Origin of the sequence: Microcystis sp. LE19-41.2A (assembly GCF_027530405.1) — a bacterium.
In the GTDB taxonomy this organism is placed as follows: Bacteria; Cyanobacteriota; Cyanobacteriia; order Cyanobacteriales; family Microcystaceae; genus Microcystis; species Microcystis aeruginosa.
The window spans coordinates 1-17907 of the sequence record NZ_JAPZQJ010000648.1 but is presented as its reverse complement, the minus strand read 5'-3'; the positions used below and the strand labels follow the sequence as shown (position 1 = coordinate 17907).

Sequence of the window (17907 nt, the reverse complement as noted above, 5' to 3'; positions counted from 1 at the left end):
TCGCCATTAAATTAAGATTTGTTGTTGTAAAAATTTCGCCCACCGACTGGCTAATTCAACTTCAGTAAAGGGAATTCTTTCAGGCGATCGCTCTTTAAAAATAAATTCTAGGCAAGGGGAACCTTGGGGGGGAAGAGCATCTAAATCCACCACTTGATTATTAACTAACAGACGGATTTCTTTGACCTCCTCTAGGGAAAAAGTTTGTAAATTTATGACTCCCTTACGAGTTGGCTTTCCCCAAGTGATAATTTTATCTTTTTGACCTAAGACAGAATATATATCATACTTAGCTCGCTCGAAGTTTTCCGCCCATGATCGATAGATTTCCACTTTTTGGTATTCATTCCAACCACTCCAAGCCAACCAAATAAATAGAATTAATAAAGGTGTCCACAATAACCCGCGTTCCATAAACTATCGCCCCAAAATTCTGGTCAATTAATCCTATTTTATGCTAAGTGGGTGGGTGGAATTAAATATAAGATGAACGTAGGTTGGGTTGAAGCATGAAACCCAACGCCCGATTATGTTACGCTACCGCTAACCCATCCTACAAATAATTGTGCCTCCCTACTTAATTGGCAGCAAGGGATTATACTAGGGTTTGCGGCAAAAAGTGTTTCCTGGGGGTTGGGGTGTGGGGAAGGAAACCTCTTTCATCTGCGGTGGTGAAAATTTTTTCATCGGGACTGACTTGCTGATTCGGAAAAAAAAGGGCAGACAAAAGCCTCCCCTAGTATTAATGATTGGTCAATCAAACCTTAGACATCGTAGTAGAGAGAGAACTCGTAGGGGTGAGGACGTAAGCGCATCGGGTTAACTTCGTTATCGAGCTTGTAGGTGATCCAGTTGTGGATAAAGTCTTCGGTAAAGACACCAGAATCGGTCAAGAAAGCGTGATCTTTTTCGAGACTTTCCAGAGCTGCTTCTAAAGAACCGGGGGTAGAGGGTATTTTTGACAATTCTTCGGGACTGAGTTCGTAGATATCCACATCGAGAGGTTCCCCCGGTTCAATTTGATTTTTAATCCCATCGATACCGGCACAGAGCATAGCTGCAAAAGCGAGGTAGGGGTTAGAAGTCGCGTCAGGACAGCGGAATTCTAAACGTTTGGCTTTCGGGTTGCTTCCCGATAAAGGAATCCGAATCGAAGCGGAGCGATTACCTTGGGAGTAAGCCAGGTTTACAGGGGCCTCAAAACCGGGGACGAGACGCTTGTAAGAGTTGGTGGTGGGGTTAGTTAAAGCTAAGAGTGCGGGAGCGTGTCTAAGCAAACCACCGATGTAGTGCAGTGCCATTTGGCTAAGTCCGGCGTATTTATCCCCAGCGAACAGGGGTTGACCATCTTTCCAGATAGACTGGTGAACGTGCATCCCGGAACCATTATCACCAAAGATGGGTTTAGGCATAAAGGTGACGGTTTTACCGTATTTCTTGGCCACGTTCTTGATGCAGTATTTATAGGTCATCAAGTAGTCGGCAGCCCGTACTAGGGTAGAGAATTTAATCCCTAACTCGTTTTGACCACCAGTAGCGACTTCATGGTGATGTTTTTCGATGGGAACTCCGCAGTCGGCCATGGTTAAGAGCATTTCCGTGCGAATGTCTTGAGAGGTATCGGTGGGACTAACGGGAAAATAACCCTGTTTGTAGGCGGGTTTATAGGCAAGATTTCCGTCTTTTTCGTCTTTACCGCTATTCCAACGACCTTCGACACTATCCATGTAGTAATAGCCCGAGTTGGCGGTTTGGTCGAAACGAGCGCTATCAAAGAGGAAAAATTCCGCTTCCGGTCCAAAATATACGGTATCACCTAAACCGGTAGTGCTAAGATAATCAATCGCTTTCTGAGCAATAGAGCGAGGATCGCGGCTATACCATTCACCGGTTCTCGGTTCTTTGATGCTACAGATCATGCTTAGGGTAGGTTCTTTGTAGAAGGGATCGATCCAAGCAGTGGTGGGATCGGGAACCATGGCCATATCGGATTCGTTAATTGCTTTCCAACCGCGAATACTGGAACCATCGAAGGCAACACCATCGCTGAAAGAGCTTTCATCGATTTGATCGTAGTAGAACGAGCAATGTTGCCAGATACCTGGCATATCAATAAATTTCAGGTCGATAATCTTAATATTGTTGTCCTGAATCATTTTCAAGACTTCTTGTGGCGTTTCGGGCATGGAAAACTCCTTTGACGTATGAATCGGTTCTTAAGCTTCTCAAAAAATCCATCCTAAACAGTCACTTTGACCAGTTTTGTATTTTTCGATACAAAATCTTTGATCCTAGCTTGAAAAAATCTGTAATTTCCTTGTTCAGGTCGGTAATTGCTCCGAATGGCGATTTGCCCATCAGCTTCTACTGCCCCTTGCCCTACTTAGGGTTTGCGGCAAAAAGTTTTTCGTGGGGGTAGGGTGTGGGGTGTGGGGTGTGGGGTGTGGGGTTTTACCGATTTTCAGGTGGTCAATTAGCTAATTTTCAGGGAAAAAGTCCAGGAATTTTCCCCCCAATCACTCCAATGGTCGGCACTTTTTGAGGGGAAAAAAGTCTAAAAACCTTGTTGGATAAGGTTTTTAGATTTATTCAGCAAACCCTACTTAGGGTCTGCGGCAAAAAGTTTGTTGGTGGGGTTAGGAGTCAGTAGCCGGTCGTCAGTAGCCGGTCGTTTCAGGCTTTGTTGCCCTTCTTTTTTGTACCAGTTTATCTACTAAGAGAAGGATAATGCAAGTTTTTTGAATGTCCTAATCCTATATTCTGGCACTAACATCGGATTTTAACAGGTCAAAAGCCTTATTTTAAAAGGGTTTTACCATTATTCAGCCAGCCCTAATTAGGGTTTGCTGAATAAATCTTGTTCGAGCTGCCCGGTCATCACCGTCCGGCCCTGGCCGTGAGGATGTCAAACACTTAACCAGACATTTTGTCCTTAAATTCTGAAATATAACGTCTGCTTAACCCGGAACGATCAAAGCGTTAGATTAGAAAGAGTCCTTTTTTGAGAGATATTTAAACCTGATGGTCTGGCCTTTTAAACCGAAAACCCACAAACAAATCGCTCGAATAGAAATTACAGGTGCAATTGCCTCCGATACCCGCAAAAGAGTCTTAAAAGCCCTAGAAATCGTCAAAGAAAGGCAATATCCCGCCCTACTTCTCCGCATTGACTCCCCCGGGGGAACCGTGGGGGATTCCCAAGAAATTTATGAAGCATTGAAGCGGTTACAAAAAAACACGAAAATAATCGCTAGTTTTGGCAATATTTCCGCCTCTGGCGGCGTTTATATCGGTATGGGAGCTAATTATATTATGGCTAACCCCGGCACGATTACTGGCTCGATCGGTGTTATCCTCAGAGGGAACAATCTGGAAAGATTGTTGGATAAGGTGGGAGTTTCGTTTAAAGTGATTAAATCTGGCCCCTATAAAGATATTCTCTCCTTCGATCGAGAATTAACTGATGAAGAAGAAAGAATTCTCCAGGATATGATCGATACCAGTTATCAGCAATTTCTGCAAACCGTCGCCGGAGCGAGAAATTTAGATGTCAATCAGGTGAAAAGTTTTGCCGATGGGCGCATTTTTACCGGCCAACAGGCGTTAGAATTAGGAGTGGTTGATCGCTTGGGAACCGAGGAAGATGCCCGACTTTGGGCGCTAGAATTGGCAGGATTACCCCCAGATAAAACTAAATGTCAGACTATCGAAGAACCGAAACCCCTCCTCAGTCGTCTGACGGGCAATCGTTCCCCAATACCCCCAGGATTACAAAAAACCCTACAGCGCCTAGAATTTGAATTGGAAGTTAACGGACAACTATTGTGGTTATACCGACCCTGATGGCCAGATTAAAGTCGAGAAAAAGGGCGCGTTAACCCCTAAAATTGACTCATCAGGATTAGCGGAGGATGACAATCGTGCAGTGGAAGGTTCGAGCCATTCGGGGAGCAACGACAGTAACGGCTAATACTATTGAAGCTATACGAGAAGCAGTAACAGAACTCCTCGAAGCGATCGAAATCCACAATAGTCTCGATCCCGATGATATTGTTAGTATTATCTTTACGGCAACTCAGGATTTAGACGCGATTTTCCCCGCCGCTATCGCTCGCGAACGTCCCCATTGGCAAAATGTCCCCCTCCTCGATGTGCAACAGATGCACGTCGTTGGTAGTCTGGACAAGTGTATTCGCGTAATTCTCCACGTTAATACTCCCAAACTACAAAGCGAAATGCAGCACGTCTATCTGCAAGGGGCGAAAAATCTTCGCCCCGATTGGCAGATTTCTCCAGTAACTATTAATCGCTAAAATCTTCGATAACTGACTAAATCCCCATTTCCGACAGCCAACTCAAAATTAATTGATTAACTTTTTCGGGATGTTCATCGTGGGGACAGTGACCAGCTTTGGCAATCGGATAAAATTGGGTATTATTTCCCATTTTAGCTCTTTCTTGGTAAATTACCGAACCGGCGATCGGTGTCCAAGGGTCATCCTCTCCCCAGAGTACCAATAAAGGGCGATCGATTTGCGGTAATAATTCCAGGGGAGAAGGTCCGGGGGGTGCCGTCAACACCGATGCGAACACTCCCCACGCACCCGCATCACAGGAGGGTTGATAGAGAATTTCGACTAATTCCTCGGTAATCGCGGTATGATCCCGATAAACCTGTTTTAAGGTGTTACGGATGCGATTTTTCTGCCTTACCTGTCCAAAAATAAACTTTCCTGTCACGGGAGAACTAACTAAACCGGTAAAGGCAGCCATGATTAAACGCAGCGGCAAATTTAATTCTTCGGGACGATGGTTTAATCCTCCGGCACAGTTAATAATTACTCCTCCAGCAGTGATTTCGGGAGATTCTGCCATCAGCATTAAGGTAATCAGTCCCCCGATGGAATTACCGATAAATACCGCCGGTTTTGCCATTTTTTCTCGCCAAAAGTCTTGTATTTGCCGCAGCCAAAGGTCGAGACTATAATCTAAAGCGGGCTTATCTGTACCCCCAAATCCCAAAAGATCTAGGGCATAGACTTGATAGCCATTTTCCGCTAAAACGGGGATATTTTTGCGCCAATGACCGATAGATGCCCCAAAACCGTGAATTAATACTAGGGGTTGTCCTTCTCCCCGCACAGTGTAGGGGATGGTGTGACCTTGCCATGTCCAAGACAATTGTTCTAAGCTAGTCCCAGTGAGCGGAGATTGTCGTGCCATTGTATGAAGTTTTATTAAGTGATAGGTAAATTATAGAGTAAAAATCAGTCGAGAATTTATGCCACAACGCCAGACTTTTACCAATAACTCGATGGAAATTTCCTATTTACAATGGAGCGATCGAGGTATGCCTCTATTATTATTGCACGGCATGGCGGATCATGCTTTGGTTTGGTCAAGCTTGGGCGATTATTTAAGCTCAAATTATCAAGTTATTGCCCCAGATTTGCGGGGACATGGGGAAAGCGGTAAACCGGCAACCGGTTATCACTTTCAGGATTATATCGGCGATTTAAGGGCTTTAATTAATCATTTAGGTTGGACGCAAGCACATATTTTAGGTCATTCTTGGAGTGCTAAAATAGCGGCAATTTGGGCAACTCAACAGCCGGAAGTATTTAAGAGTTTAATTTTAGTCGATCCCTTTTTTATCGATAAAATGCCTAGTTGGATTAGGATAACTTTTCCAATTCTCTATCAAGTTTTGCCCTTTTTAAAGATTACTCGCTCCTTTGATAGTTATCAGAGCATAGAGGCGATCGCTCGTCAATTAAAACAATATAAAGGTTGGTCAAATCTACAGCAAGAGGTGTTTAAAAATGCCATTGAACAAAAAGCTGATGGCAGTTGGAGTGGTAAATTCACTTTATCGGCACGCGGGGAAATTTTTGAGGATGTCATGGGGTTTGCCGGATTAACTAAAACTTTAGATATTCCCAGTTTATTAATCCTTCCCCAACAGGGATTAAATCGCACTGCTTGGCAAATTCAATCTTATAAAAAGTATTTAACTTCTCTAGAGATTAAAAAGATACCGGGTAATCATTGGGCATTTTTAGGGGAACCTGAAAGTTTTAATCAAGCGGTGGCCGAGTTTTTATCTGTTCAGGAAATTGTCTGATTAGCGGAGAGAGCGAATCTGCAATTGGTAATAATCCTCGTCTAAACCTTGATTCTGCTTGTTATTAACCGAATTAAGCTGTTTTTGTAGTGCCAAAATGCGATCACTTGTAGCCGGATGGGTGCTGAGAATTGTCGGGGTAGAACCCCCCTGTTGTGCTAATTTTCCCATCAAGGAGATCATCGCCTTGGCTGCATAACCAGCCTCAGCTAGATTGTTTAAACCCAGTCGGTCCGCTTCTAATTCATCCTTGCGACTATTGGGCAGATTATAGGCGAGATTGACTGCCAATTGTACCCAAGTTTTTGTGTCTAATCCCGCCGCGCTGAGAAGTCCTTGGGCGAGGGCAGTATTGCGTAATTGGGTGATAGAATGACGACCGACGATATGGCCGATTTCATGGGCAATGACGCTGGCTAATTCTGCCTCATTATCAGCAGTTTTAATCAATCCCGTGTGTAAATAGATAAATCCGCCCATAGTAGCGAAGGCGTTAATGCTATTGTCGCGCACCACTTGAAAAGTGTAGGGAAGGTCAGGGCGATCGCTAGTTGCCGCTAATCGCTGGCCGATTTCTTGGACATATTGGTTAATTCCGGCATCTTTGGCCAGTTTTATCTTACCTGATTCTAATAAACCTTGATTAATCTGCCTACCGAGGACGACTTCCTGCTGAGGAGAAATAGTGGTGAGTTGAATAACCTGCACACCGCGAAAAAGTAAATCCATCCACGAGCGCCCGAAACTGGGTTGGGGATTGACAATGCCGATACTCAGGGTGAGCAGCAGAGAAATTATTGTTAATAGCCAAAAACGGCAGAAAATAGGGCGCATAGACGATTCGATCCCATAAAAACCTCATTCCCATTCTAGACAGTCCCTATCACCCTTTACCTGTTACTGTCCGCGATTGGTTTGATAGACGTAAAAGTTAAATAAATCGAATAAACTGCCAACAAAAGCAAAGGTGACAGCGATGGTTAACAGGCCTTGTAGGGGATAACCGCCGCCGAAAATGGTTAAAAATTGCAGGATTTGGCTAAAAACGGTCTGAGAAACCCAAGTAAAGCCGGGGACATGACTGGTGGCCAATAAAGCAGCTAAAATAGAACCTACCAAGAGGACGGGGGCAACAAAACTTAATAGGGTGGAAAATAGCAGCGAACGGAGCAAAGTAAGCATGGGTGCTGATCTCCAGAGAATTAGCGGGCGATCGAACGGGAATAGGAATCTACACTCGCTCCCCTATAGAATATACGTTCATCTCGGCTAGGGGCGGTTTGTTAAAAAATCTTAAAATATCATTAAGATTCTTGGTTAAGAACGATTAAGTGGTACACAAAAGTCAACCCGATAATTGCTGGGGCAGCCTTTTTCAGTGTGGGGTGTGGGGTGTGGGGTGTAGGGCGTAGGGTGTAGGGCGTAGGGTGTAGGGTGTGGGGTGTAGGGTGTAGGGTGTGGGGAGAATAAATAGAAATAATCTCCTGACTCGGAGTCTCCTATCTCCTGACTCCTGACTCGGAGACTCCTATCTCCTGACTCCTATCTCCTGACTCGGAGACTCCTGACTCCTGATATAGCGGTAAGCGCTTGAGTGAGATACAAACCAAGCTTTGCCTAGCATGGTTTATAGCTCGTGACACTGTACCTCATACGACTGCACACCGCTATAACTGATAACCGGTAACTGATCACTGATAACTGGAACTACCTGAAGCATTGATCCCCGTGGTGTGGTACTGTCAATTCAGTGTATTTATCGGCACTGGCTTAAGATTTGTCGCTATTGTCCTCCCCTTCTCCTGTCGCTGTTTTTGAGGCTTTCTATGACCGACATTCCCTTCACCCTAGACCAACTGAGAATTCTCAAAGCGATCGCTGCCGAAGGAAGCTTTAAACGGGCGGCAGATACCCTGTATGTATCTCAACCGGCGGTCAGTCTTCAGGTACAAAACCTCGAAAAACAGCTAAATGTGCCGTTATTTGACCGGGGCGGTCGGAAAGCCCAATTAACAGAAGCGGGACACCTACTCTTAAGCTACGGCGAAAAAATTATCACTCTCTGTCAAGAAACCTGTCGAGCGATCGAAGATCTACAAAATCTGCAAGGGGGAACCCTAATCATCGGTGCTTCCCAAACCACGGGAACCTATCTTCTTCCCCGCATGATCGGGATTTTTCGGCAAAAATACCCAGAAGTATCCGTACAGCTACAAGTTCATTCCACCCGTCGCACCTCTTGGAGCGTTGCTAACGGTCAAGTGGATTTAGCCATTATCGGGGGAGAAGTTCCCGCCGAATTACAAGAAACCCTGCGGATTATCCCCTACGCAGACGATGAACTGGCTTTAGTCCTGCCTATTTTTCATCCTCTGTCTAAGGTAGAAATGATTCAAAAAGAGGATTTATATCGACTAAAATTTATCACCCTCGATTCCCAATCGACGATTCGCAAAGTCATCGACAAGGTTTTAACTCGTTGCGAGATCGATACCAAACGCTTAAAAGTGGAGATGGAACTTAACTCGATCGAGGCGATTAAAAATGCCGTACAATCCGGGTTAGGGGCGGCTTTTGTCTCGGTGACAGCGATCGAAAAAGAACTACAAATGGGAGTTATCCACGCTACCCGAATTAAAGATGTGGAAGTACGACGCACTTTGTCGGTAATTATTAACCCGAATCGCTATCGATCAAAAGCCGCCGAAGCTTTTACCCTAGAAATACTACCCCAATTCTCCACCTATCCCGAATATCTGGCTGACGACCACAACTTTGAACCGATTCCTAACTCGCAACCCGCCGAAATTATGAGTAAATAGGGTTGGCTGAATAAATCTAAAAACCTTGTTGGGTAAGACTTTTAGACTTTTTGGAAACCAAAAAGTACCAGATATGGGAGTGATCGGGTGGAAAATTCCTGGACTTTTTCCCTGAAAATTAGGTAATTGACCCCTTCAAAATCGGTAAAACCCCACACCCCACACCCTGCCCCCAGGAAAAACTTTTTCAGCAGACCCTATTTAATGGTTAATTGATAGAAAGACAAGGTAAATTATTGGTGGCTATTTAGGAGATAGAAGTCGTCAATCAGCCCAAAAACTTTGGGGCCAGTTTACCCGGTGTTTACCGACAATACGCGGTTGCTTACACAGACTTTTGGGAGTCCTAAGTAGGGTTTGCTGAATAATGGTAAAACCCTTTTAAAATAAAGCTTTTGACCTGTTAAAGTCCGATGTTAGTGCAAGAAAATAGGATTGGGACGTTCAAAAACCTTGCATTATCTTCTTGTAGTACATCGCTTGGTACAAAAAACAAGGGCAACAAAGCCGGCTCTTCTGGTTTCTGTGTGGAAACGGGGTCTATACTGATAGTTTCTTCAGCAAAATACTCCTAAAAGTCTTTCCCAGTAAATATTTCACGATTCTATAAGCAAAAATTATCACACAAAGTCGAGAAGAGCCCAAAGCCTAAAACGACCGACTCCTGACGACCGGCTACTGACTCCTACCCCCAGGAAAAACTTTTTCAGCAGACCCTAAGTAGGTGGGTGGAATTAAATATAAGATGAACGTAGGTTGGGTTGAAGCATGAAACCCAACGCCCGATTATGTTACGCTACCGCTAACCCATCCTACAAATAATTGTGCCTCCCTACTTATAAGACAGTAATTCCGAGTAAACGTCATCGAGCGGTCGGAAAAGAAACTGGTCAAACTAATCCTATTGAAAGATTAAATAATACCTTTCGACAAAGGATTTCTCGGTTGGTGAGAGAGAGTCTATCTTTCTCTAAAAAAATGGAGAATCACGTTGGGGAACCCTTTGGTATTTTATCCATGACTACAATGGAGGCTCTTCTGGTTTCTGTGTGGAAACGGGGTCTATACTGATAGTTTCTTCAGCAAAATACTCCTAAAAGTCTTTCCCAGTAAATATTTCACGATTCTATAAGCAAAAATTATCACACAAAGTCGAGAAGAGCCCAATGGACAGCAAAGCAAAGGATTAAGCCGCCATCACTACTACCGAATCACCACCCAAGCTCTCAAACCTCCTAAAGGGATGGCAGGGAGCAAGACTCTCTTTCCTCGCTCTATTCTTACTGGCTCTGTTGAAAGTAAAAACCGTCAACCTCAAGGAATTAGCCCTAGGTTTTGAAGGTCGGGTATTGGTAGAGTCCCATTACAAACGATGACAACGCTTGTTTGGGGACTTCGAGAGAGATTACCCTCAAATAGCTCCCATTGTAGTCCAGTGGCTCCATATCCCTCAACCCTGGGTATTGAGTATTGACCGCACCAATTGGTCATTTGGTAGTCATCACTACAACATCCTCACAGTCGGCATTGTCCATGAAGGGGTAGCGATACCCCTTCTCTGGTGGATGCTCAAGAAGAAAAAAGGCAACTCAAACAGCGATGAACGGATGCGAACGGTTACTTTCTTGATCTCCGCAATTATTTTGCCCACTGCTGTTATTGTATGTCTTGAATCCGCAAAAGTCCGTATAATTTAGCCAATAACATTATTTTTCTTTTTCTTCAATTAATCCCGATTCAGTTTTTTTCAGTAAATCTGAGGCAAATCTTTCACTAAATCCCACTAAAAAAGCACAGGAAAAGATAAATAAATCCTGACGGGCTTTGTTGGTTATTAAACTAGAAGAATTTTGATCCTGGGTAATCATAAAATCAATTTTAATCAACGTATTTGAGCTAATTAAACTAAAGATAAAAATACCGAAAATTAGACCAATTAAGGGTCTAAACAAACCAATAAAAAGAGGAATGAGGGGGTCGTCATATTTTTTGTCTGTAAAGTCGATAATTCTGAGTAAAATACTCGCAACACTTCCCAACACTCCTGCTGTTGCCGCATAAACTAAACCATAAAATATATGCCGATTAGGATTTATCGTATCACTCGATGATTTTAACTGTTCTGAATAACTACTAGAAGGAATGGGTACTGGGGAGTTTGCTTGAGGTAATGGTTTTGAAATAAGTGCCTCCTCTTGAGAGTGTTTCTGGTGTAAATTATCATCAAATATGTAAATTTCTTGAGCAGAAAATTTGAGGGCAATCATAGATAAAAAAGTTGTAATAGATAAACCTAAAAATATTTTGAATGGGACTGATCTTGTAGAATAGATAGAACTAAATCCATTTAAAATATGTCCCCATAAAAAATAGCGACTATGATTAATTTCCTTTTCTAGATTAATTCTGAATCCTCGAATAGCATCAACTCCGACTTTATTAGTTTTTGCCATGAGCAATATATATTTAATTTCCTCTAATAACAAAATCAATTTAGTTGGATCATTGTTAAAAATAAACCAACCAATTTTCCAGCTATTACTTTTTTTATAAATCAAATAATTCAGGTGATGAATCTGTTGAACTAACTTAGTGAGTTCTAGTTGTAATTCAGGAGAAATTATCGGCAAAACCTCTAATAAAACTTCCCTAATATCCGCATTTAAGGCGTTAACATCGTCATTTTTTTTTACTGGAGTGGAAGTTATCATATTTTTTGGGACTTTTTAGATTGATTAATAGAATGAAAAGGCTATCTCTCCTCCGTATGCCCTCCGGAGACTAATTCAATTTTGTTGATACATACCGACCCAAGGTATGTTTTGCCTCTAGCATGGAGTTCCCCGCGGCCGTCAGCTTCCCCTTACTCATCGTCAACCCGTTGCAGGACTTTCTCTAGGATAGGGCGGGTTTTCTAGATTACTAAAATTCTAACATAAAGTCCCCCTAGAAGGGCGAGGTTTTAAACCCAGTTTTTTGATAACTTTTTAGCCACTTTCTCGTTGTCACATTAGTAAAACGTTTCACCCTGGATAATTGTGATATATTTGTTACATTTCGTTACTTAAAATAAAATTATCTTTGGTTTGAGTTTTTAAATTTACCTCAAAATCCTCTACTCTTAAACAGCTATCTAATTGCTGCTGTAATATTTTTGTATTTATTGCCTCCGTGCTAATTAATACCAATTGGGTAAAGGGTGGATTATTACCCCATTCTTCGCCTATTTCTAAGGTAATTCTCGGCCCCACTTGTTGCAAAATTACTCCTCTATTGGGATGTTCAACAGTAGATAAAATACCCTTGGCTCGCCATACAGTTACGGGTAATTTCCCTAATATTTTTCCCAGGGTTAATAACTGAAAAGGGCGAACACTTTCATAACTCCAAGTATGAAAGTTATCAGAGTGATTAGATTTTAATTGACTAGATACAGAACGAACGGGAAATGAGTCCCTAAATCCTAATAATAAATCTAGGGAAACATCCCCATAACTCCCTTTTAACAAACGCACCCAAGGTGCTATTTTTTGGATAATTTGACTAGCATTAATTTGTGCTTTTTCATCAATCAAATCAATTTTATTGAGAACCACAATATCAGCAGCCGAAATTTGATCAATTAGCAAATCTTGATAGTTAATTTTTCCAGATGGTTCACAAATTTGGGGTAGATAGGTCGCATCAACTAGGGTAATAATACTTTCCAAGCGAATTATTCTACTTAAAACTGGACGCTTTAGGGTTTGTAACAGGGTATAAGGGTTAGCAATTCCACTGGCTTCAATTAAGATCTGATCTGGACGGAGAGATAGGATTTTGGGAAGGGAATTAACCAGATTATTTTGTAAACTACAACAAACACAACCTCCCTCAAGAGTGATTAGATCATCGTCTCTATTTTTAATTAACATCTGATCAATATTAAGACTACCAAAATCATTGACCAGTATGCCGAAACGGCGATCACTTTTACCCTTAAGAATGGAGTTAAGTAAAGTAGTTTTACCCGCACCTAAAAAACCCGTCAGCAGTGTTACTGGTGTCTTCCAGAGATTTGATGACAAAACCATTATACTTGTCCTCCCGATGGTTGTTTATAGATGACTCCCCGTTTCATCACAAAATCAACTTTACCAGTAACATTAATATCCTCAAAAGGATTACCCGGCATAGCGATAATATCAGCAAATTTCCCCACCGCTAACGCACCAATATTCGGCTGCATTAATAATTCAGCCGCTACAGTAGTTGCTGCTTTTAAAGCGCGTAAAGGAGTAATACCATTTTCAACCATCGCTGGAAACTCTTTCCAGTTATCTATATGAGGAAAAGTTCCCGCATCAGTACCAAAAGCAATCTTAACGTTACTTTTAGCTAAATTATCAGCACAAGCAATCAGTTGAGAGGCATATTTTTGATATTTAGCGTGTTGCCAAGGAGAACGACTTTTCCAATATTCAGGATTATTGGCATTGCGAGCTTTTTCTAAAACAGTGTATTGAGTTGGTACCAGATAAACTCCCTTCTGCTCCATCAATTGCAAAGTCTCGGAACTGGCAAGATTACCATGTTCAATGGAACGTACCCCCGCATTAACAGCACGTTGAACCCCTTCCCCTCCATAAGCGTGAGGACAAGCAGAAATACCGAAATCTTTGGCGGTACTAACCAGAATATTCATCTCCTCTTGGGAATAGGTGGTTTGACTCGGATCATCCGTAGGAGAGCTAAAACCCCCTGTGGCACAGAATTTAATCCAATCTGCTCCTGAGCGAATTTCTTCCCGTACTATGCGGATAATTTCTGCTGTTCCGTCTGCTACTTCAAATTTTTCTGGTCTGAACTGAAAAGCAACTAAAGAGGTAAAATCACCATGTCCTCCTTGGGCTGAAATCAGGTGAGGTGCTACCAATAGATCTGGTCCAATAATCCAGCCATTGGCGATCGCTTTTTTGAGATCGACGGTAATAAATTCTGGATCGGGACAACCCACTTCCCTTACAGTAGTAAAACCGTTCATTAACAGTATTTTCAGGGGATTTAAGCTATAAAGGGTCATTAATGGCACTGTCACCATATAAGGATTTTCTGGAATTGTAGGATCCCCTTCACAGAAGGTGATATGAACATGACAATCAATGAAACCAGGGGTAACGGTGTGTCCTTTTAGTTCAATAATTTGAGCGTTGCTGTGATCAACTGTTGTAGCGATCGCAGTGATATTCCCATTTTCGACGCGAATTTCCGTGGCACCAAGGGGATTATCAGCCAAACCATCCCAATATTGATCGGTTACGATTACATAATTTGGGCTAGTGGAATTAGTACCAGTCATCGTTGTTTCTCCTGTTGTTAATTTTTTCAGCGTTTTTATTAGTCTTGAGCTAGGCGATCGCTTAATATCTCGACTTCCACCCTATGAATATACTAGCTCTGGCTAAAAGTCTTACAGAGCCTGAGTTAAAGCAATACAATACCAATGGAATACTGGGTACAAACTCCTGAAGTCCTTCCTCCCAAAGTATAATTTGGCGGAGTTAGATTCGGTGAAAATTGACCAACTGATCTCCCACTTTGGTAAGCGGCGACGACAAAAGTACAGTTAATAAATTCACCAGAAGGAATGCTGATTGCCGAGATACATTGAGTGTAGGGAAAAGACATGATTAAGATCCTCTTAAGAAATTGAGTTGACATTAAAGGGAATTACTTGAGAGGTCAGAGGTTAATACTTTCAGTATTTCTCCTTTTTGTACCTCCCTATTTAGAGTCGTGTCGATTCCCCCTGCCGACTGTTTAAAAAATTGCTCGATCTCCCAATCCGGGATAAAGAAAATCGAGCACTATTACATCAAAGAGTAGAATAAATGTTATAACTACTCTACTCAGCCGCAATCTCAGCAGCATCAAGCGCAATATCAAGGAGATCCTTGGCAAAATTCAGCCAAAAATTAGAATTGTTGTTGCTAGTCTGCACTGCTAAAACTCCGTAGGAATTAGATAAATTCTGTGGTACTGAGCCGAAGAAAGTGGTGGCAGTTGTAGCACCATTGTCAAGGTAACAAGACACATAGGATGAATAGGCAGAAGAGGAGCTAATCGTTCCCGATACCCCTGTGGCAACCGCTAAACCTGATTTCAAAAATTGACTAACGGGAGCCCACATGACATCATAAGCCGAATTAATCCAGCTACCCTGTGGCAGACTGTACTTTGTGTTAGTACTCATGTTGGAATAGTGAAAATAGCCATTCACATTAGAGAATTCATCCCCTGGGCTAAAAGTCGTACAGGCAACACGTGTATTACCACCACTACCCGTTCCTAAATTAGCAATAAGAAGATAATTTCCATAGTAGTTTACTACTATTGGAGATTGAGATGAATTTGCCCAAGAGCCTCCAGGAAGACTAATATTCAAAGATTGCAGTCCTGTGATATTTGCACCAGATGTCGGGCTACCAGAAAGTGTAAATAGTGATCCGTTATTCTCTAACGAGTAGCTTTGTAGGGCAATAGTAGTCTGAGGAAAAGAACTGTTACCCCCAAGAGTAGCACACAGATAAACTAAATTACTGTCGCTGATAGACTGAAATTGTCCTGCAATATCGCGAATGTATGGAAAAGTCGAACAGGGCACAACCAATTGAGAAACAGGACACCAAATTGGATTATACGCAGTATTAGACCAACTGCCACCAGGGATTTGCTGTGCAGTAGTACCACCAATTGTTGAGAATTGAAAACTACCACTGCTGTTGCTAAATGAATCGCCTGAATTATAACAAGCTGTAGCGTTTAATAAGGGGTCGCCACTACCTGGTGATAATAGAGCCGTGATGGTCGAGATAGAGCCAAAAGTGCCAGTATATTGGGGTCCTGAGGAGGACTTGATCCATGAACCGGATGGTGGTGTTGTCATTTTTGTAAATCCTCTATGAAGATGAGTAGTGTTGACTTTTTCAAGTCGTTAATTGAGTTGAAGTTAAAGAGAATTACTTGAGAGGTCAGAAGTAAATAATTTAATTATTTTCCCTTTCTTTCCCTCCCCATTTAGAGTCGTGCCGATTCCCACTGCCGACTGTATCAGAGATTTAGGATAACTAGGCTCAATTAGGGGCGATCGCCTATCTAATGGCAGTTACCATAGGGGTAAGTTATTTGCCCGTCGATACCCTTTTAAAATGTTTAAAGGGACTCCATTAATGAGAGCAGAAAAATTATTGACAGTGGTTTCTAGTTGTCCAGTGCTAGTATTGACACGATTCCACCAATCAGTGGCAATAATGTTAGATTTGATGCCATTTAAACCAGCGAAAAAGCTAGAGAGTTCTTTAGGCACATTAGCTGGTACTCCATAAGCACCTTCATAATTATACTGAGCCATTAATGACCAGAGAAAATTATTAGGTTGGTTGATAGCGTCAATTTGTTGTTGTAAATAACTCTGCACGTCTGACCAAAGAGTTACACTTGTACCACACCAATATTGTTTAATAGAACTGCTCCAAAAGGGTGTATTTTGTGCTAACCAATCAGACATACTATCAGGAAATTCGAGAGAGCCAACTACAACTCGGCCAGTAGTTTGCCAAAGGTCTTTTAAGGGTTGAGAAATACCAGAGGGCGGAATTAATTTATCCTGTCCAATAGTGTTGATAATCAGATTAGATAAATCTTGATAGGTTTGGCTTGTCCAATTTCCCTCAAAATCATGTAAGTCAAGAATAACAAATTCTTGGGGATTATCAGCTAAAAATTGCGTTACTTGATTGAGAAAATCTACTAAAGTCAGGGGGAGAGCAAAACTCCCGTGACACATAACAAATTGATTATCCCCTGAGCCACTACTAAGCATTAACCTGAGATCAAGGGCGCGAATACCTTGACTAAGTTGCTGATTGATGTTTTGGTATTGAGTTTGTACCCATGATTGGCTAATACTACCAGCGCAATAAGTTGAGGCATCGTGAGTGCCTGGCAGGGTTAACTCATTGAGACAAAGGTTTTGAATACAAGGGGCAAATAATTCCATCCAATTATTAGCCCAGTGTAATACGGAAGGACGTAACACACTTTGATCATCTGCTAATCCGCCACTGCCATAATTAGGGGTTGGATAGGAACTAATTGGGTTTTGGGTATTACTAGGGAAATAACCAAGGGCGATCGTTACTACCCCATCATGAATCCATCCTACAGCAGATGTATTAGTAGTATCTGGAGTAGGATAAACAAAAAGACCATTGGGAATATTTTGCCATTCAACTAAAACCCCATAACCTGCTTCTGAGGGGACAGGCGTTGATAGTCCGTGAACTCCACTCTTTTTAGCACTAATTGTAAAGTTAAAGTTACTTACCTCCTCAAGGGTATATTCAACATCACCCGCATCATCTATACTGTCATGACCTACTGTTTCTTTAAACTCAGCATAAAATTGAGTAAAGGAATTAGGACTAATCTGAGAAGATGGCTCCCACTCCATCTGGTAACTGTGGGATTTTACTTGATTGATGTTATATGGCGTAGCGTTGACAATTTGTATGTGAAATCCAGCACCCATAATAATTTTCTCCTTGATGAAGATGAGTATTGTTGACTTTTTAAAGTCGTTAATTGAGTTACAGTTAAAGATAATTACTTGAGAGGTCAGAGAAGTAAATAATTTAATTATTTTCCCTTTCTGTTCCTCCCCATTTACAGTCGTGCCGATTCCCACTGCCGACTGTTTAGCGATAGAATAATTAGCTTAACTTAGTGGCAATATCATCTAAATCTTGCTCTGTTAGCGTCAGAGAATCAGCCACATTTTCCGTCAGCGGCCAGTCAATTTCCAGAAGATTGAAATAAGCTTGGATATGCTGAAAATAGGCTTCTTGCAGAAATTGCTTCAGGGGAGTTGTTTGCGGTTGAGGAAAAACGCCACATTCACCTTTCATGGCAAAAGTGCTGGGA

The 17907-nt window shown here is 42.0% G+C and carries 16 protein-coding genes and 3 pseudogenes; 6 read left to right on the top strand and 13 right to left on the bottom strand.

Annotated elements, in window-relative coordinates; translation table 11 throughout:
- Nucleotides 1–6 precede the first annotated feature (6 nt).
- The 3 genes from O9290_RS26720 to glnA all read right to left on the bottom strand — a co-directional run bounded on the left by O9290_RS26720 (nt 7) and on the right by glnA (nt 2186).
- Nucleotides 7–414, bottom strand: coding sequence for a hypothetical protein (locus tag O9290_RS26720; RefSeq protein WP_012265197.1), 408 nt, complete (start codon nt 412–414; stop codon nt 7–9).
- A gap of 181 nt (nt 415–595) precedes the next feature.
- A complete protein-coding gene (locus O9290_RS26715; RefSeq protein WP_288027510.1) occupies nt 596–727 on the bottom strand; it encodes a hypothetical protein in 132 nt (43 codons plus the stop codon).
- 37 nt (nt 728–764) lie between these two features.
- Nucleotides 765–2186 (bottom strand): type I glutamate--ammonia ligase, encoded by a 1422-nt coding sequence (glnA, locus tag O9290_RS26710; RefSeq protein ID WP_012265198.1) that lies wholly within the window; start codon nt 2184–2186, stop codon nt 765–767.
- An 835-nt stretch (nt 2187–3021) separates the two neighbouring features.
- Here glnA and sppA point away from each other — a divergent pair.
- Nucleotides 3022–3843 (top strand): signal peptide peptidase SppA, encoded by an 822-nt coding sequence (gene sppA, locus O9290_RS26705; protein WP_002759971.1) that lies wholly within the window; start codon nt 3022–3024, stop codon nt 3841–3843.
- Nucleotides 3844–3911: 68 nt separating this feature from the next.
- Nucleotides 3912–4313 carry a chorismate mutase gene (gene aroH, locus O9290_RS26700; RefSeq protein ID WP_002759969.1) on the top strand — a complete coding sequence of 134 codons (402 nt, stop codon included), beginning with the start codon at nt 3912–3914 and terminating at the stop codon, nt 4311–4313.
- 16 nt (nt 4314–4329) lie between these two features.
- On the opposite strand, the gene O9290_RS26695 is transcribed toward aroH, so the two are convergent.
- On the bottom strand, nt 4330–5223 hold the full coding sequence (locus O9290_RS26695; RefSeq protein ID WP_002759967.1) for an alpha/beta fold hydrolase: 894 nt from the start codon (nt 5221–5223) through the stop codon (nt 4330–4332).
- Between the two features lie 58 nt (nt 5224–5281).
- Here O9290_RS26695 and O9290_RS26690 point away from each other — a divergent pair, with 58 nt between their 5' ends.
- On the top strand, nt 5282–6124 hold the full coding sequence (locus tag O9290_RS26690) for an alpha/beta fold hydrolase (RefSeq protein ID WP_002798344.1): 843 nt from the start codon (nt 5282–5284) through the stop codon (nt 6122–6124).
- On the opposite strand, the gene O9290_RS26685 is transcribed toward O9290_RS26690, so the two are convergent.
- Nucleotides 6125–6958 carry a M48 family metallopeptidase gene (locus O9290_RS26685; RefSeq protein WP_288058940.1) on the bottom strand — a complete coding sequence of 278 codons (834 nt, stop codon included), beginning with the start codon at nt 6956–6958 and terminating at the stop codon, nt 6125–6127. It lies immediately after the preceding gene.
- A 63-nt stretch (nt 6959–7021) separates the two neighbouring features.
- Nucleotides 7022–7306, bottom strand: coding sequence for a hypothetical protein (locus O9290_RS26680; protein WP_002759962.1), 285 nt, complete (start codon nt 7304–7306; stop codon nt 7022–7024).
- A 644-nt stretch (nt 7307–7950) separates the two neighbouring features.
- On the opposite strand from O9290_RS26680, the gene O9290_RS26675 reads away from it, so the two are divergent.
- The 3 genes and pseudogenes from O9290_RS26675 to O9290_RS26660 form a co-directional block, all read left to right on the top strand.
- Complete coding sequence (locus tag O9290_RS26675) at nt 7951–8946, top strand: LysR family transcriptional regulator (RefSeq protein ID WP_002759960.1); 996 nt, start codon at nt 7951–7953, stop codon at nt 8944–8946.
- Between the two features lie 837 nt (nt 8947–9783).
- Nucleotides 9784–10043 (top strand): annotated as a pseudogene (locus O9290_RS26665) (IS1 family transposase); the annotation flags it as partial.
- A gap of 113 nt (nt 10044–10156) precedes the next feature.
- Nucleotides 10157–10577, top strand: a pseudogene (locus O9290_RS26660) (IS4 family transposase); the annotation flags it as partial.
- Between the two features lie 75 nt (nt 10578–10652).
- Here the strand turns inward: O9290_RS26660 and O9290_RS26655 are convergent.
- The 7 genes and pseudogenes from O9290_RS26655 to O9290_RS26625 form a co-directional block, all read right to left on the bottom strand.
- Entirely contained in the window at nt 10653–11657 is a 1005-nt protein-coding gene (locus O9290_RS26655; protein WP_002759957.1) for a hypothetical protein, read from the bottom strand.
- Between the two features lie 339 nt (nt 11658–11996).
- Nucleotides 11997–13019, bottom strand: coding sequence for a CobW family GTP-binding protein (locus O9290_RS26650; protein WP_002759955.1), 1023 nt, complete (start codon nt 13017–13019; stop codon nt 11997–11999).
- Nucleotides 13019–14284 (bottom strand): metal-dependent hydrolase family protein, encoded by a 1266-nt coding sequence (locus tag O9290_RS26645; RefSeq protein WP_002759954.1) that lies wholly within the window; start codon nt 14282–14284, stop codon nt 13019–13021. Before O9290_RS26645 ends, O9290_RS26650 begins: the two co-directional genes overlap by 1 nt.
- 125 nt (nt 14285–14409) lie before the next feature.
- A complete protein-coding gene (locus tag O9290_RS26640; protein WP_193745198.1) occupies nt 14410–14613 on the bottom strand; it encodes a hypothetical protein in 204 nt (67 codons plus the stop codon).
- 217 nt (nt 14614–14830) lie between these two features.
- Nucleotides 14831–15871: a hypothetical protein gene (locus tag O9290_RS26635; protein WP_288055062.1), complete on the bottom strand. Its 1041-nt coding sequence runs from the start codon at nt 15869–15871 to the stop codon at nt 14831–14833.
- A 219-nt stretch (nt 15872–16090) separates the two neighbouring features.
- Nucleotides 16091–17515 carry a phosphatidylinositol-specific phospholipase C domain-containing protein gene (locus tag O9290_RS26630; RefSeq protein ID WP_288055064.1) on the bottom strand — a complete coding sequence of 475 codons (1425 nt, stop codon included), beginning with the start codon at nt 17513–17515 and terminating at the stop codon, nt 16091–16093.
- A gap of 181 nt (nt 17516–17696) precedes the next feature.
- Nucleotides 17697–17907: pseudogene (locus tag O9290_RS26625) on the bottom strand (lipase family protein); the annotation flags it as partial.